Here is a 15,983-nt window from a genome sequence, read left to right on the forward strand (position 1 = left end):
CGCGATGCTGAACCCGTCCTCGGCTGCCGCGCAGCCGCCGGCATTCGACCTGCAGGCGCACCGGGGCGGGCGGGGCGAGACGACCGAGGAATCACTGCGCGCCTTCGCCAAGGCGCTCCAGCTCGGTGTCAGCACATTGGAGCTCGACGTCGTGCTTACCCGCGACGCCCAGCCACTGGTGTGGCACGACCTGGTGATCGAACCGGCCAAGTGCGCCGACACCGGACCGGCTTTCGCCGGCGACCCCGATTACCCGTATGTGGGCAGGCGGATCGCCGAGCTGACCCTCGCCCAGATCCGCACCCTGGACTGCGGACATCTGCTGCCGGAGTTTCCCGATGCAGAAGTGGTGGCCGGCAATGTCATCGCGACTTTGCCGGAAGTCTTCGCGCTGGCCGCACATACCGGCATCCGCTACAGCATCGAGACCAAGGTCGACTCGGCAAACCAGCAGCGGATCGTCGAGGTGGTGCTGGCGGCGGTGCGGGCAGCCGGTCGGCTCGATGCCGTCGCCATCCAGAGTTTCGACTGGAGCATCCTGCCGTTGGCGCGTGCCGCCGAACCCGCCATCCCCTTGGTCGCCCTGTGGGAGCAGGGCCCCGACCCGATCTCCGGAGCGCAGGCGGCCGGTGCCGGCATCGTGTCCCCGGACTATTCGGTGGTGGACCGGTCTTTTGTGCAGCGTGCACACGTTGCCGGGCTGCGGGTGATTCCTTGGACCGTCAACGACGCCGACGAGATGCGCCGGCAGATCGCCGCCGGAGTCGACGGGCTCATCACCGACTATCCGGCGCGGGCGCGCGCCGTGCTGGCCGAACTGGGCATGCCGCTGCCACCGGCCTATCGGGTCGGTTAGACCCCCAGCAGCCGGGCACTTGCCCATAGGGCGAGCACCGCCACCACCAGGGTGACCGGCACCGTGCACAGGCCCAGGCGGGTGTATTCGCCTACTCCGGCCGGCACGCGGTACCGGCGCAACACCCGGCGCCACAACAGGTTCGACAGGGAACCGGTGTAACTCAGGTTGGGTCCGATGTTGACGCCGATCAACACGGCCAGTACCGCGACCGGTCCACTCGGCGCCACCAGCGGCGCCAGCACCAGCGTTGCGGGCAGGTTGTTGACCACATTGGCCAGCACCGCGGCCACCGCCGCGACACCGAGCAGGGCGCACAGGCTCGATCCCTCCGGCAGCACCATGGTCATCCGGTCGCCCAGTCCGTTGTCGACCACGGCGCGCACCACCACGCCCAGTGCCAGCACGAACACCAGAAACCCCGGGTTGGCCGCCCGGACAATGCTGCCCGGCGTGCTGCGCCGCTGCGCCAGGCCGCGAGCGGCCAGTACCGCAGCGCCGGCGACGGCCGCCCACGCCGGCGGCACGCCGAGGGTCTCGGCGACCACGAAGCCGGCCAGGGTCAGCGCGAGCACCACCAGCACGAAGACCGGGACGGGGGGCGGCGGCCCGGCATGTTCGTGCACCGGCGTGGCACGCAGATCGGCGCGGAAGAACCACCGGAAGATCAGGTAGACGACCGCTGTGGTGGCCAGCCACGGAGCCGCCATCAGCGCCGCGAACCGCAGGAATGAGACGCCCGCCTCGTGAAAAGCCAGCAGATTCGTCAGGTTGGACACCGGCAGCAGCAGCGATGCGGTGTTGGCGAGGTGGGCGGTCGCATAGGCGTGCGGGCGGATCGGGGCGTTGCGTCGCCGGGCCATCGTGAGCACCACCGGTGTCAGCAGCACGACAGTCGCGTCCAGGCTCAGCACCGCAGTCAGACCCGCGGCGATGACGAAGACGCGACGCAGCAGGTGCTGCGGCGGCCCCACGTCGGCGCGTGCCATGGCCGCGCCGGCTGCCTCGAACAGGCCCTCGTCGTCGCAGAGTTGCGCCAGCACCAGCACCGCGCCCAGGAACGCCACGACGTGCAGCAATGTGGCAGCTTCGGTCAGTGCGTCGTGCATCGAGATCGCGCCCGCGCCGACCAGGATGAGGGCGGCGGGTACCGCAGCGAGCAGCTCCGGCCAGCCGCGTGGGCGGACCACCGCGAAGCCCAGCACCACAGCAAGCAGCAGCAGTGCCAGAGCCAGGTTCAGGCCCACGGATCCTCACGGCGCCACACCGTGGGCAGGTGCAGTCCCACTCCGTCGGCCTCGGCGAGCTCGCTGAGAACCCGCATGGTGACGTCGAGGTCGTCGCCGGCATAGGGCAAGGCGCGCAACGGTTTCGACAGCGGCCGGAAGAAGTCGTCCCAGTGGGTCAACACCACCGTCGAAGCCCCGACGGCCCGGACCGTTTCATTCCAGTAGTCGACCAGATATTGCCGGCGCTGAACGCCGAGCTGGCCGATGCCCAGATAGACCACGTCGGCGTTGCGGCCGGCCAGCGAGCCCGGGACGAAACCCGCACTGCCCATGATCAGCAGGCTGCGCCCGGAGGGCCGGTGCGCCACCACCACCGACCAGGCCTCACCGCACCTATAGGCGGACACCCGCACCGGCGGCACCACCGCAGCGGTGATGACCCCGGGGAAGCGGTCCGGCGGGCAGTGCCGCGACTCCACCAGCGTGACGTCGTAGGCGCCCAGCGTGAGGGGCGCACCCGGGACGGCCACGATCAGCCGGTCCTCGGAGAGCCCCTGGCCGCGGCCCACATTGGCCGTGGACTGGCCGCCGACCAGTACCGCCCCGGTACGTTCGGCCACCACGGCGGAGTCCATCGCGTGATCGATGTGCGAATGCAGCGGGATCACCGCGGCCAGCTCGCGCGCTCCGGCCCGCGCCAGGCAGCCGTCGATGCGGGCCGCAGACGGCGCCACTTTGCCCAGCGCGGCTCGGGCCATGCTGGGCCGGGAGAAGAAGCCGTCGGTCATCAGCGCCGACGAGCCGTCATCGATGAGCAGGCTGGTGACGCCGAGCCAGGTCACCGACAGCGGTGTGGCCGGCGACGCGGGCGTCACGTCGAATCGATCGGCGTATCGGCCGATGTCGGGGCGGCCGAGCTTTAAGCGCATCCGCTCAGGCTATCGCCGATGGGGCCGCCGGTCGCGATCGGCGAGCCGACGCGCATCGCCGTTGTCCTCGGGTCAGACCTTGGGGCTGTCGTCGTCGCCGATCAGCAGCCGGACAGCCAAGTCCAGCCGGGTGGTGAAGTCGGTGGCCGACGCGCGCCGGGTCAGCCAGGCGAGCAGGTTGGACAGCCACACATCCGAGATCACCCGCGAGATGTGGTACTGCTCCTCGGTGGGCTCCCCGTCGCTCATCGCTCCGGCGAACATCGAGTCGATCAGCTTCTGGACGTGGTCGACTTCACCGGCCGCCGAGGCGTCGGCGAAGACGTAGGCGCGCGTCATCGCCTCGGTGAGCAGCGGGTTGCGCTGCATGGCGCGGTTGAGCTTGCTGACCACCAGGTTGAGCCGCTGGTGGCGGGTGGTTGCGGCGAACGTCGCGGCATCGGTCTTGGTGTCCACCCGCGCGATCTCCCGGCCCATCGCCGAGACCAGCAGGTGAACTTTAGAGGGGAAGTAGCGGTACAGCGTGCCGACGGCCACGTCTGCACGGTCGGCGACGGCACGCATCTGCACCGCGTCATAGCCGCCTTTGGAGGCGATGGCCAGCGTCGCGTCCAGGATTCGCTTGCGGCGTTCGCGCTGTGCTTCGGAGCCTAGGTCGGATTCGTTGAGCACAGCGACATTGACCACCTCGCGCGGTTGGCTGGCCGATCCTCGGCCTGAGTTGCCCTCGGCTGGTGACGACATTGTGCTGCGCGCCTCCCTCCGTTGATCCTCTGGCTGATAACGATACGCACCGCGTAGTTGAATTTATTACTCCCGACACCGGCCGGACCCGACGTGTCCAGCCATAACGGTTCGACTTGACGCTCCGACGCTGGCACTATTAGAACACGTTCTAGTGGGTGGGGTGGCCTTCCAGGCCCACCCGCCGTCAAGTCAGTTTCGACCCGGAGGTGCCCAGCGTGTCCGTGACCATCACCGACGACCAGCTCGCCGCTCGCGAGCTGGTCCGCGACTGGGCCGCTGCGGCGGGTACCACCGACGCGATTCGCGCCGCGGAACTGGGCGAAACCGATTCCTGGCGAGCCGTTTTCGCTCGTCTGGCTGAATTGGGTCTGTTCTCAGTTGCGGTCCCCGAGGAGTCCGGTGGAGCCGGCGGGAGCCTCGAAGACCTCTGCGCGATGGTCGATGAAGCCGCAAAAGCCCTGGTCCCAGGACCGGTGGCGACCACCGCCCTGGCCACGCTGGTGATCACCGATCCCCAGCTGGCCGAAGCCCTGGCCGCGGGCGAGCGGGTTGCCGGGGTGGCAACCGACACCGACTCGGCGGCGGTGAGCTTCGACGCCGCGACGGGCCAGGCCTCCGGGACCGCCGAGCGGGTGCTCGGTGCCACCGCCGACGGGCTGCTGCTGGTGCCGGTCGGCCCCGACGGCCAGGACTGGGTGCTGGTCGACGCCCGCGCCGACGGGGTGATTGTCGAACCCCTGCCGGCCACCGACTTCTCCCGGCCGCTGGCCAAGGTCACGCTGTCGGCCGCGCCGGCGGTGCTCCTGGAGTCCGGCAACCGGATCGAGAACCTGGTGGTCACGGTGCTGGCCGCCGAAGCGGCCGGGGTGGCCCGCTGGGCGCTGGACACCGCCGTCGCCTACGCCAAGGTGCGTGAACAGTTCGGCAAGCCGATCGGCAGCTTCCAGGCCGTCAAGCACCTGTGCGCGGAGATGCTGTGCCGGGCCGACCAGGCCGCGGTGGCGGCCGGCGATGTGGCGCGCGCTGCCGGCGACCCAGACGACCAGCAGTTCGCGATCGCCGCCGCTGTCGCCGCCGCCATCTGCATCGACGCCGCCAAGGCCAACGCCAAAGACTGCATCCAGGTGCTCGGCGGTATCGGCATCACCTGGGAACACGACGCGCACCTGTACCTGCGCCGCGCCTACGGCATCGGGCAGGCGTTGGGCGGGCCCGAGCGGTGGTTGCGGCGCACCGCGGCGCTGACCCGCGACGGGGTGCGGCGCCGGCTGGAGGTGGACCTCGGCGAGGCCACCGATGTCCGGCCCGAGATCGCCGCGGAGGTGGCCCGCATAGCCGCCCTGCCCGCCGAGCGGCGACAGGCGGCGCTGGCCGAAGCGGGCCTGCTGGCGCCGCATTGGCCGGTTCCCTACGGCCGGGCCGCCGGGCCGGCCGAGCAACTGGTGATCGACCAGGAGCTGGCGGCCGCCGGCGTCCAGCGTCCGGACCTGGTGGTCGGCTGGTGGGCGGCGCCGACCATTCTCGAGCACGGCACCCCCGAACAGATCGAGCGATTCATCCCGGCCACACTGACCGGGGAGATCTTCTGGTGCCAGCTGTTCTCCGAGCCCGGCGCCGGCTCGGACCTGGCGGCCCTGCGCACCAAGGCCGTGAAGGTCGACGGCGGTTGGCGACTGACCGGCCAGAAGGTCTGGACCTCGCGGGCCCACGACTCGCAGTGGGGCGTCTGCCTGGCCCGGACGGACTCGGAGGCGCCGAAGCACAAGGGCATCACCTATTTCCTGATCGACATGGCCTCCGAGGGCATCGACATCCGTCCGCTGCGCGAGATCACCGGTGACGCCCTGTTCAACGAGGTCTTCCTCGACGACGTGTTCGTCGCCGACGAACTGGTGGTGGGCAACGTCGACGACGGCTGGCGACTTGCCCGGACCACCCTGGCCAATGAGCGGGTCGCCATCGCCGGCGGAACCGCGCTGGGCAATCCGATGGAGGAACTGCTGCAGACCCTGGCGGAATCCGAACCCGACACGGCCACCGCCGAGCGGCTGGCCCGGCTGATCATCGCCGCTCAAGCGGGTTCGCTGCTGGACCAACGCATCGCCCAGCTCGCCGTCGGCGGCCAAGACCCGGGTTCGGAGTCCTCGGTGCGCAAGCTCATCGGGGTGCGCTACCGGCAGAACCTGGCGGAGTTCCGGATGGACGTGGCCGAGGGGGCCGGGGCGGTGGCCGGTCGCCAGGTGCACGACTTCCTCAACACCCGGTGCCTGTCGATCGCCGGCGGGACCGAGCAGATCCTGTTGACGCTGGCGGCCGAGCGGCTGCTGAGGTTGCCGCGCGGTTAGGCCCCACCGGCGGCGTTGGCCGCCGGGACGCGTGTAGCCACTTCGCGTAGCTTTCGGCCGCCGCGGGTACCCACTGCCCGGAGCGCAGCTGACGAACGGAGTGGTGGGTGCCGGGCCGAATCGAGGTGGTGCGCCGTCCCGGGCGCGCATGTCCAGGCGCGGTGGGCCGCGCATGAAGGCCGAGGACATCAGGCCCGCGGACGTCAGGCCCGGGGACCTCGCGCGGTTGTTGTCGGGAACGCATCATGACCCGCACGCGATCCTGGGCGCCCACGAGCACGGGGGACACACGGTCATTCGGACGCTGCGCCCGGCCGCGCGCGGCGTGACGGTCGTGGTGGGCGACGACCGGGTGCCCATGCAACCGCGGGGCAACGGACTTTTCACCGCCGCACTGCCCTTCACCGGGCTGATCGACTACCGGCTGCAGGTCGACTATCCCGACGCCGGACAGCCCCGGATCGAGGCCGACGGTTATCGCTTTCTGCCGACCCTGGGCGAGGTCGACCTGCACCTGTTCGGGGAGGGCCGCCACGAACGGCTGTGGCAGGGGTTGGGGGCGCATCCGCGTAGCTTCGACACCCCCGACGGCGCGGTGACCGGGGTGTCGTTCGCGGTGTGGGCGCCGGGTGCCAGAGGTGTCGGCCTGATCAGCGACAGTACTGGCTGGGACGGGATCGGCGCACCGCTGCGGGTGCTCGGCGGCTCCGGCGTTTGGGAGCTGTTCTTGCCGGGATTCCCCATCGGCGGGCTGTACAAATACCGGATTCACGGCGCGGACGACGTCGTCACGCAACGGGCCGACCCGATGGCCTTCGCCGCCGAGGCCCCGCCGCGGACGGCTTCGCGGGTCAGCGTCAGTCGCCACACCTGGAGCGACCAAGACTGGATGACCCGGCGTGCGGCGGCCAACCCGGTGTTCGAACCGATGAGCATCTACGAGGTACACCTCGGATCCTGGCGGCCGGGTCGCAGCTATCGACAGATCGCCGAGGAACTGACGGAATATGTTGTGGAGCAGGGGTTTACCCACGTAGAGCTGTTGCCGGTGGCCGAGCACCCCTTCGGGGGATCGTGGGGGTATCAGGTCACCTCCTACTACGCCCCAACCGCTCGTTTCGGTACTCCCGACGATTTCCGGGTGCTGGTCGAGGCCCTGCACCGCGGCGGCATCGGTGTCATCGTGGACTGGGTTCCGGCGCACTTCCCGAAAGACGCTTGGGCGCTGGGTCGTTTCGACGGCACCCCGTTGTACGAGCATGCCGATCCGCGGCGCGGCGAACAGTTGGACTGGGGAACGTATGTGTTCGACTTCGGCCGCCCCGAAGTGCGCAACTTTCTGGTGGCCAACGCACTGTTCTGGCTCAGCGAATTCCACATCGACGGGCTGCGGGTGGACGCCGTCGCATCGATGCTCTACCTGGACTACTCGCGGCCCGAGGGCGGCTGGACCCCCAACGTCTACGGCGGTCGAGAGAATCTCGAGGCGGTGCAGTTCCTGCAGGAGATGAACGCGACAGCGCACAAGTCGGCGCCGGGAATCGTCACCATCGCCGAGGAGTCGACATCGTGGCCCGGCGTTACTCGGCCGACAAACCTTGGTGGGCTGGGCTTTTCGATGAAATGGAATATGGGATGGATGCATGACACGCTCGCCTACCTCGGCCACGACCCGGTGCACCGCTGCTACCACCACCAGGAGATGACCTTCTCGATGCTCTACGCCTACAGCGAGAACTTCGTGCTGCCCATCAGCCACGACGAGGTGGTGCACGGCAAGGGAACGCTGTGGAGCCGTATGCCCGGGGACGACTGCGCGAAGGCGGCCGGGGTACGCAGTCTGCTGGCCTATCAGTGGGCCCATCCCGGCAAGCAACTCTTGTTCATGGGCCAGGAGTTCGGCCAGCGCGCCGAGTGGTCGCACCACGGCCTGGACTGGTTCCAGCTCGACCCACGAGAGGAGGAATCCGGGTTGTCAGCCGGGATACAGTTCCTGACAAGCGATCTCAATGCCATCTATTGCCGCCATGCCGCGCTGTGGAGCGCAGATGTCAGCCCGGCCGGCTATTCCTGGATCGACGCCAACGACTCCGCCAACAACGTGCTGAGCTTTCTGCGTTATGCGACCGACGGATCGGTGCTGGCTGCGGTGTTCAACTTCTCCGGTGTGGTGCGCAGCGGTTACCGCTTGGGCCTGCCGTTCGCCGGCAGGTGGCGCGAGATACTCAACACCGATGCGCTCGACTACGGCGGCGCGGGCGTCGGCAACCTCGGGGGAGTGGACGCCATAGACGAACCCTGGCACGGCCGCCCCGCATCGGCGTTGCTGGTGCTGCCCGCGCTGTCAGCCCTGTGGCTCGAGCCCCTCACGCAGCCGTGAGCCGAGTCAGTGCCCGCAGCGGAATCGGCAGCCAGGTCGGCCGGTGGCTTGCCTCGTAGCCGGCCTCGTAGACCGCTTTGTCGACTTCGTAGGCGGTGAGCAACGCCGCCGACTCGCGCGGGTCGGTACCGGACTGCGCGCCGTAACCCTCGCAGAACGCGCTGCGGGCGCGGTCCAGCCACTCACGGGCCCGGGTCGCCAGTTGCCGGTCGGGTCCGTCGCGCGACAGGTCGGCCAACTTGCCGTACACGGCGTACTCGTAGGACCGCAAGATCCCCGCGACATCCCGCAGGGGGGAGTCCGGTCTCCGGCGCTCCGACGACGGAGCGCCGGGTTCACCTTCGAAATCGATCAACAGCCAGCCGGCCGGGGTGCGCAGCACCTGACCCAAATGGAGGTCGCCGTGGATTCGCTGCACCGCGACGGTCTGCCCGGCCAGGGCCGTATAGCGCTGCTCGATGGCGGCCAGGTGGGGACGCACCTGCGGCACCGACGCAGCCGTCGCCGCCAAACGCGACAGCAGTGTCGGTGCGGGGAAGGCGGATCGCGAAGTCCCCAAGGTGTCGGCCAGCGTCTGGTGCACCGAGGCGACCGCCTCACCGAGCCGGTAGGACTCGCCGGCGAAATCGCCGCCCACCTCATAGGCATACAGGTCGGCCTCGGCGAACAGGTCGCGTACGCTCGCGGTCGCCATCGCCCAGCCCTCGGCGGCGTTCACCACATACTCGCTGACCATGCCCAGCGCATAGGGCACTACGCCGGAGTCGCCGGGCAGCTCAAGCTGGAAAGAGCCCATCAGGCGCGGCACATGGGGATTGGCGGCCTGTCCCAGCGCCGCGTTCAGCTCGATGTCGGGGTTGATACCGGCCCTGGGCCGCCGGAACACCTTGAGGACCACTTTGTCCTCGATGATGACGCTGGTGTTGCTCTGCTCGGCATCCGAGACCCGAGACTCAGCGCCCCTCGGCAGCGTCGCCCCCGGCTGCGGGGCGAACGTGATGTCGCCGCGCCGCGCCGCGGAATCGATGAGCGACAATAAGACTCGGGTAGCCGAAGAGTCGTACAGCGCGTCGCAAGCGGTACGGCCACCGGCGGTCCCGATCACGGCGATCTGGGCGTACTCGGGAGCCAGGTCCACGTCCCAGCCGACCATCACCTGATAGCGATCGGCGGTACCGTCGGTGTAGCCGATGGCGAGCATCACCAGCTGCAGCCCGTCGCCCAGCTCCACCACCAGAGCGGCTTTGGCCTCGGCCACCTGCCGGTTTCGTCCCGCGTACCACCGCCGCGTCGGTAACCACTCCGCCCACGGCAGGCGCGCCGGGTCTCCGGTGCCAGCAGTCATGACAGTTTCTCCTTCGGCTCGCACAGCTCAAACCAGTAGAAGCCGTGCCCGGGCAGCGTGAGCAGGTACGGGAGCTTTCCGATCCGCGGAAACTCCACCGAACCGGTGAGTTCCACCGGCGTATGCCCATCCCAGTGCTGCAGGTTCAACTCGATCGGCTGGGGGAAGCGTGACAGGTTGTTGACGCAGAGCACGGTGTCCCCCTGGACCCGCCCATGGTGGCCAGCGATCTCCCGCACGTAGGCCAACACCGACGGGTTGGACCCGCCCAGTTCACGGAACTCGCCGAGGGCGAAGGCTTCATAGCGGCGGCGTACGGCGAGCATGGTGCGGGTCCAGTTGAGCAGAGACGTGGAAGTGTCGCGCTGGGCTTCGACGTTGATCGACTGATGTCCGTAGACCGCGTCCTGGATCGGCGGCAGGTAGAGCCGGCCGGGGTTCGCGGTGGAGAACCCGGCGTTGCGGTCGGGGGTCCATTGCATCGGGGTGCGCACCGCGTCGCGGTCGCCCAGCCAGATGATGTCGCCCATGCCGATCTCGTCGCCGTAGTAGATGATCGGGGAACCGGGCAGCGACAGCAGCAACGCGGTGAAGAGTTCTATCTGGTTGCGGTCTTTGTCCAACAGCGGGGCCAAGCGGCGCCGAATTCCGACGTTCGCCTTCATCCGGGGATCCTTGGCGTATTCGGCGTACATATAGTCGCGCTCGTCGTCGGTGACCATCTCCAATGTCAGTTCGTCGTGGTTGCGCAGGAAGATTCCCCACTGCGCGCGCCGGGGAATCGGCGGAGTCTGCGCCATGATCTCCGAGATCGGGAAGCGCGACTCGCGGCGTACCGCCATGAAAATGCGTGGCATCAGCGGGAAGTGGAACGCCATGTGGCATTCGTCGCCGCCGGTCTCGGGGTTGCCGAAGTAGGCGACCACGTCGGCGGGCCATTGGTTGGCCTCGGCCAGCAACACGGCGCCGGGAAACTCGTCGTCGACCACCTTTCGGCAGCGTTTCAGGAAGTCATGCGTCTCGGGCAGGTTCTCGCAGTTTGTTCCCTCCCTTTCGAACAGATACGGCACCGCGTCCAGGCGAAACCCGTCGATGCCGAGGTTCAGCCAGAACCGCAGCACGTCGAGCATGGCCTCCTGAACCGCCGGGTTGTCGTAGTTCAGATCGGGCTGGTGGGAGAAGAACCGGTGCCAATAGAACTGCTTGCGCACGACGTCGAACGTCCAGTTGGATTCCTCGTGGTCGACGAAGATGATCCGGGCTCCGCTGTACCGCTCGCTGGTGTCACTCCACACGTAGAAGTCGCCGTACGGACCGTCGCGCTCCTGGCGGGACTGCTGAAACCACGGGTGGCTGTCGGAGGTGTGGTTCATCACCAAGTCGGTGATCACCCGGATGCCGCGCCGGTGCGCGGCATCGAGCAGTTCGACGAAATCGTCGACGGTCCCGAACTCCGGCAGTACTTTGTAGAAGTCCCGGATGTCGTAGCCGCCGTCGCGCAACGGTGAATCGTAGAAGGGCGGCAGCCACAGGCAGTCGACACCGAGCCACTGCAGATAGTCCAACCGCTCCGTCAGGCCCCGCAGATCGCCGATGCCGTCTCCGTTGGAGTCGTAGAACGCCCGGACCAGTACCTCGTAGAACACCGCCCGCTTGAACCAGATCGGATCGGCGGGCACGGCCGCGGCGTCGCCGAAGTCCTCCGCGCGCGGGTGCTCGACTATCCCGTGCTCGACATGGCTGCCCGCTGCCGGGTCTGGCAGGTTCTGACCAGATACGTCGTCGGCGTCGGCGGCCATATCTCGACATGTACCCCAATCCGGCCGCGGTTACCGGCCGGGCGTTTGGTGACCATGGCGGTGTGCGAACACCGCCGCCGTGCGCGCGATGCGCGAGTCGCCGCGCAGCTGCTCCAAAGACTCCGACAACGGCAGACGCCAGTTCGGGTATTGGTCCACCGTGCCGGGCAGGTTGGGCTGGCAGGGATCGGACAGCACGTCATAGAGCGAGACCAGCTTGAGCCGGCAGGGCGTGTCGGCCAGCAAGCGGTGCATGGCCTCGATGATCCGCGGATCGTCCGGTGCCAAGTCGTCGTCCACCGGTTCGAGTAGGCCCTCAGACCGAAGCAATGCCAGCCACTCGGCCCGTTCGGCCTCGGCGGCGGCCCGCGCGGCGGCGACGTCGTCGAGCAGGCCCCGGTCGGCGCGTGCCCGCACGTGCTCGGCCCGCAAGAATCCGGCCGCGGTGGGCAGGTCATGGGTGGAGATACTGGCGGCCCCCTCCGCGGGCCACTGGGCCGGCGTCAGCAGCGGCTGGCGGGGGGCGGACTGATCGCGGACGAACCAGGAGACCGCGCATCCGAGTATGCCGTTGTCGGCCAGCGCCCGCGAGACCTCCGGCTCGACCGTGCCCAGGTCCTCGCCGATGACGACGGCGTTGGCGCGATATGCCTCCAGGGCCAGCACCGCGAGCATCACGTCGGCGTCGTAGTGGACGTAGGTGCCGCGGTCCGGCGTCTCGCCGGGCGGGATCCACCACAGCCGCCACAACCCGGCGACGTGGTCGATGCGCACGCCGTCCGCGTGGGCCAGCACGGCGCGCAGCATGTCACGCACCGCGCGGTAGCCGGTGGCGGCCAGGCGGTCCGGCCGCCAGGGCGGCAGCCGCCAATCCTGTCCGTGCGGGCTGAAGGTGTCCGGCGGTGCCCCGACGCTGGCCGCACCGGCCAGCACGTCGGCCAGGGCCCAGGCATCGGCGCCATCGGGGTCGACGCCGACGGCCAGATCGTGCAGCACGCCCACACCCATGCCCGCGTCCCTGGCCGCGGTCTGCACCGCGAGAAGCTGCCCGCTGCAGCGTTGCTGGACCCAGGCATGAAAGGCGATCCGTGGCGCCAGCTCCCGCCGGGCCGCCGCCACCGCGGGCCCGACCGGGTCGTGCAGCGGCGCCGGCCATGCCGACCAGCGACCGCCGTGGCATTCGGCCAGCGCGCAGTAGGTGGCCCAGTCTCGCAGCGCCGCGCGGGCCGGCTCCGCGAGCCCCGGGCGTCCGTCGGCGCGCCAGAGCAACTCCAAGGCGGCGCGTTTGGCTGCCCAGACCAGGTCGTAGTCGATACGCGCGGTGTCGGCGGCCACACGCAGCGCATCGACTTCGGCGCGGGTGTCCGGGTCGGCACGGTGGTAGGCGCCGAGGTCGCCGATGCACAGTGCCAGGGGGTTCGCGAACAGCCGGCTCGACGGCGTGTACGGCGAAGGCTGCACCGGATGCGTCGGCCCCGGCGCCTGCAGCGGGTTGAGCAGCACCGCCGCGGCGCCGTGTTCGGCGGCGGTCCACGTGATCCAATCGCGCAGATCCGCCAGATCACCGATGCCCCAGGAGCGGGTGGACCGCAACGCGTACAGCTGCAGCATCCATCCCCACGCGCGCGGCGCCTGCGGCACCTGCGGGGGAGCGGCGACCAGGGTCATCCGCCGGCCCGAACGCAGCTCCACGTCGTACCAGCCCGGCGGCAGCCCGGCGGGCAGTTCGTCGTGCACCACCGTGCGTTGCCCGTCCTCGCCCACCAGCGCAACGGCTCCGGGAAACGGGTGCGGCCGGCCGGTCAACCGGACGGCGGCGGTAGACGGTGCCGCCCCCGGCCGGTCACCCTGTGCAAGCCGGCCCAACTCGCGCTGCCGGTCGGCTGCGTTGCCGGCCGCGACATCGAGCAACCCGAGCACCCGGATCACAACATCGGCGTCGACCTGCACCAACTCGCGGCGCTCATTGCGATAGGTCGTGGCCACGCCGTGCGCCGCCGCCAGCCGGCGTAGGTCCTCGGGCACCACGACAACCCCTATACCCGCCTGCGGTGCGTTTCAACGTCGCTGCGCGGCGATTGTTTGACCGCCCAGCAGGCGGGTAGCCCCGGCTCAGGCAACGGCGCCGGCGGTGCCGACGAGATGGAGTGAGTATGAGCGTTACCCCCGACCAGGCCGAGGCCGTGACCGCCGCCGCGGATCGCCTCGGCGACCCGCCCATGCCGCTTGAGGTCTGGCCGGGCAACGGTGCCCCGCTCGGCGCCAGCTATGACGGCGGGGGAACCAACTTCGCACTGTTCTCCGAGATCGCCGAGCGGGTTGAGTTGTGCCTGATCGACGACGACGGCCGGCAGACCGCCATCGGGCTCGAGGAGGTCGACGGCTACGTCTGGCACGGCTATCTGCCGTCGGTGGCGCCGGGACAGCACTACGGATTCCGGGTCCATGGGCCGTTCGACCCGCCGTCCGGACACCGATGCGACCCCAGCAAACTCTTGCTCGACCCCTACGGCAGAGCGTTCGCGGGCGACTTCGCCTTCGATCAGGCCCTGTTCTCCTACGACATGGCGGCCGGAGGCGACTTTCCGCAGGCCGATTCGCTGCCCCGGGTGGATTCGCTGGGGCTCACGATGACCAGCGTGGTGATCAATCCGTACTTCGACTGGGCGACCGACCGGCGGCCGATGACCCCGTACAACGAAACGATCATCTACGAGACCCATGTCAAGGGCATGACCCAGACGCATCCGGATATTCCGGAGGCGCTGCGCGGCACCTACGCCGGACTGGCGCATCCGGTGGTCATCGACCACCTGCAGGCCCTCAACGTCACCGCTGTCGAGCTGATGCCGGTACACCAGTTCATGCACGACGACCGCCTGCTGAAGATGGGTCTGCGGAACTATTGGGGCTACAACACTTTCGGATTCTTCGCGCCGCACAGCCAGTACGCGGCCGGCCGGCAACCGGGGGCAGCGGTAGCGGAGTTCAAGACCATGGTGCGCAGCTTCCACGAAGCGGGCATCGAGGTGATTCTCGATGTGGTCTACAACCACACGGCTGAGGGCAACCACCTGGGGCCGACCATCAGCTTCCGCGGTATCGACAACGCCGCCTACTACCGGCTCGTCGCCGACGACCCCAGCCGTTATATGGACTACACCGGCACGGGCAACAGCCTCAACGCGCGTCACCCGCATGCGCTGCAACTGATCATGGACTCACTGCGGTACTGGGTGACCGAGATGCACGTCGACGGGTTTCGCTTCGACCTGGCATCGACACTTGCTCGCGAATTCTATGACGTGGATCGTCTTTCGGCGTTTTTCGATCTGATTCAGCAAGACCCGGTGGTCAGCCAGGTCAAACTGATCGCCGAGCCGTGGGATGTCGGGGAAGGTGGTTATCAGGTGGGGAACTTCCCCGGCCTGTGGACCGAATGGAACGGAAAGTACCGGGACACCGTGCGGGACTATTGGCGCGGTGAGCTGGAGACACTGGGGGAGTTCGCATCCCGCCTCACCGGTTCGTCCGACCTCTACGAGAGCACCGGGCGCAGGCCCGGCGCCAGTATCAACTTCGTGGTCGCGCACGACGGGTTCACCCTGCGCGACCTGGTGTCCTACAACGAGAAGCACAACGAGGCCAACGGCGACGACAACTCCGACGGCGAAAGCCACAACCGGTCGTGGAACTGCGGCGTCGAAGGACCCACCGACGCCCCGGACATCGAGGCGCTGCGCGCGCGACAGATGCGCAACATCCTTGCCACCCTGCTGCTGTCGCAGGGGACGCCGATGATCGCGCACGGTGACGAGCTGGGCCGCACCCAGCACGGCAACAACAACGCCTACTGCCAGGACTCCGAACTGGCCTGGATGGACTGGTCCCTGGCCGAAACCAACGCCGAACTGCTGAGCTTCACCCGCGGCCTCACGCGGCTTCGCAAACAGCATCCGGTATTTCGCCGCCGCCGGTTCTTGCAGGGACGTCCGGTGCGGCACGGCGACGAGATCGGCGACGTCGCCTGGTTCAATCCCGCCGGCCGTGAGATGAGTTCCGATGACTGGGAAAACGGATTCGACAAATGCGTCACGGTGTTTCTCAACGGCGAGGCGATCCGCGAGCCTGACATGCGCGGTCAGCGGGTGGTGGATGACTCGTTTGTGCTGTGCTTCAATGCGCACGAGGAAACGGTCGGGTTTGCCGTTCCCGGCGAAGAATACGCGCAAGAATGGACCGTTGACATGGACACCGCGGAGCCGGCATCGCCCAGGGCGCAGCCCGTTCGCGCCCGGGAAGAGGTATCGGTGCGCGGGCGTTCGCTGCTCGTCCTGCGGAAAGTACGCTGAG

General features: G+C 68.7%; 10 protein-coding genes. 4 read left to right on the forward strand and 6 right to left on the reverse strand.

Features of this window, described 5'->3' with window-relative positions; all coding sequences use genetic code 11:
• Positions 1–4: 4 nt before the first annotated feature.
• The gene (locus LI92_RS03915; RefSeq protein WP_192829971.1) at positions 5–856 is read left to right on the forward strand and encodes a glycerophosphodiester phosphodiesterase family protein; all 852 of its coding nucleotides are present in this window, start codon (positions 5–7) and stop codon (positions 854–856) included.
• Here LI92_RS03915 and LI92_RS03920 read toward each other — a convergent pair.
• The 3 genes from LI92_RS03920 to kstR all read right to left on the reverse strand — a co-directional run bounded on the left by LI92_RS03920 (position 853) and on the right by kstR (position 3,758).
• Complete coding sequence (locus LI92_RS03920) at positions 853–2,097, reverse strand: SLC13 family permease (RefSeq protein WP_046316197.1); 1,245 nt, start codon at positions 2,095–2,097, stop codon at positions 853–855. The genes LI92_RS03915 and LI92_RS03920 overlap by 4 nt on opposite strands.
• A complete protein-coding gene (locus tag LI92_RS03925) occupies positions 2,094–3,014 on the reverse strand; it encodes an MBL fold metallo-hydrolase (RefSeq protein WP_046316160.1) in 921 nt (306 codons plus the stop codon). The genes LI92_RS03920 and LI92_RS03925 overlap by 4 nt, the downstream gene beginning before the upstream one ends.
• Before the next feature lie 72 nt (positions 3,015–3,086).
• The gene (gene kstR / locus LI92_RS03930; RefSeq protein ID WP_046316162.1) at positions 3,087–3,758 is read right to left on the reverse strand and encodes a cholesterol catabolism transcriptional regulator KstR; all 672 of its coding nucleotides are present in this window, start codon (positions 3,756–3,758) and stop codon (positions 3,087–3,089) included.
• A 218-nt stretch (positions 3,759–3,976) separates the two neighbouring features.
• Between kstR and LI92_RS03935 the strand changes: the two genes are divergently transcribed.
• Both LI92_RS03935 and glgB read left to right on the forward strand, forming a co-directional pair.
• Positions 3,977–6,106 (forward strand): acyl-CoA dehydrogenase family protein, encoded by a 2,130-nt coding sequence (locus LI92_RS03935; RefSeq protein ID WP_046316199.1) that lies wholly within the window; start codon positions 3,977–3,979, stop codon positions 6,104–6,106.
• Between the two features lie 148 nt (positions 6,107–6,254).
• Positions 6,255–8,486: a 1,4-alpha-glucan branching protein GlgB gene (glgB, locus tag LI92_RS03940; protein ID WP_046316164.1), complete on the forward strand. Its 2,232-nt coding sequence runs from the start codon at positions 6,255–6,257 to the stop codon at positions 8,484–8,486.
• Here the strand turns inward: glgB and LI92_RS03945 are convergent.
• The 3 genes from LI92_RS03945 to malQ are packed head-to-tail and all read right to left on the reverse strand — an operon-like array spanning position 8,473 to position 13,658.
• Entirely contained in the window at positions 8,473–9,831 is a 1,359-nt protein-coding gene (locus tag LI92_RS03945) for a maltokinase N-terminal cap-like domain-containing protein (RefSeq protein WP_046316166.1), read from the reverse strand. The genes glgB and LI92_RS03945 overlap by 14 nt on opposite strands.
• Positions 9,828–11,630, reverse strand: a complete 1,803-nt coding sequence (gene treS, locus LI92_RS03950; RefSeq protein WP_046316169.1) for a maltose alpha-D-glucosyltransferase — start codon at positions 11,628–11,630, stop codon at positions 9,828–9,830. Before treS ends, LI92_RS03945 begins: the two co-directional genes overlap by 4 nt.
• 30 nt (positions 11,631–11,660) lie before the next feature.
• A complete protein-coding gene (gene malQ / locus LI92_RS03955) occupies positions 11,661–13,658 on the reverse strand; it encodes a 4-alpha-glucanotransferase (RefSeq protein ID WP_046316170.1) in 1,998 nt (665 codons plus the stop codon).
• A 191-nt stretch (positions 13,659–13,849) separates the two neighbouring features.
• On the opposite strand from malQ, the gene glgX reads away from it, so the two are divergent.
• Positions 13,850–15,982, forward strand: a complete 2,133-nt coding sequence (gene glgX / locus LI92_RS03960; protein WP_046316201.1) for a glycogen debranching protein GlgX — start codon at positions 13,850–13,852, stop codon at positions 15,980–15,982.
• Position 15,983 lies beyond the last annotated feature (1 nt).

Origin of the sequence: Mycobacterium sp. UM_Kg1, from assembly GCF_000972925.1 — a bacterium.
Classification (GTDB): domain Bacteria; phylum Actinomycetota; class Actinomycetes; order Mycobacteriales; family Mycobacteriaceae; genus Mycobacterium; species Mycobacterium hiberniae.

Excerpts from the sequence above, each read along its gene's own strand:
- treS (WP_046316169.1), bottom strand. The coding sequence starts at position 11,630 with ATGGCCGCCGACGCCGACGACGTATCTGGTCAGAACCTGCCAGACCCG.
- kstR (WP_046316162.1), bottom strand. The coding sequence starts at position 3,758 with ATGTCGTCACCAGCCGAGGGCAACTCAGGCCGAGGATCGGCCAGCCAA.
- LI92_RS03925 (WP_046316160.1), bottom strand. The coding sequence starts at position 3,014 with ATGCGCTTAAAGCTCGGCCGCCCCGACATCGGCCGATACGCCGATCGA.
- glgX (WP_046316201.1), top strand. The coding sequence starts at position 13,850 with ATGCCGCTTGAGGTCTGGCCGGGCAACGGTGCCCCGCTCGGCGCCAGC.
- glgB (WP_046316164.1), top strand. The coding sequence starts at position 6,255 with ATGTCCAGGCGCGGTGGGCCGCGCATGAAGGCCGAGGACATCAGGCCC.
- LI92_RS03945 (WP_046316166.1), bottom strand. The coding sequence starts at position 9,831 with ATGACTGCTGGCACCGGAGACCCGGCGCGCCTGCCGTGGGCGGAGTGG.
- LI92_RS03915 (WP_192829971.1), top strand. The coding sequence starts at position 5 with ATGCTGAACCCGTCCTCGGCTGCCGCGCAGCCGCCGGCATTCGACCTG.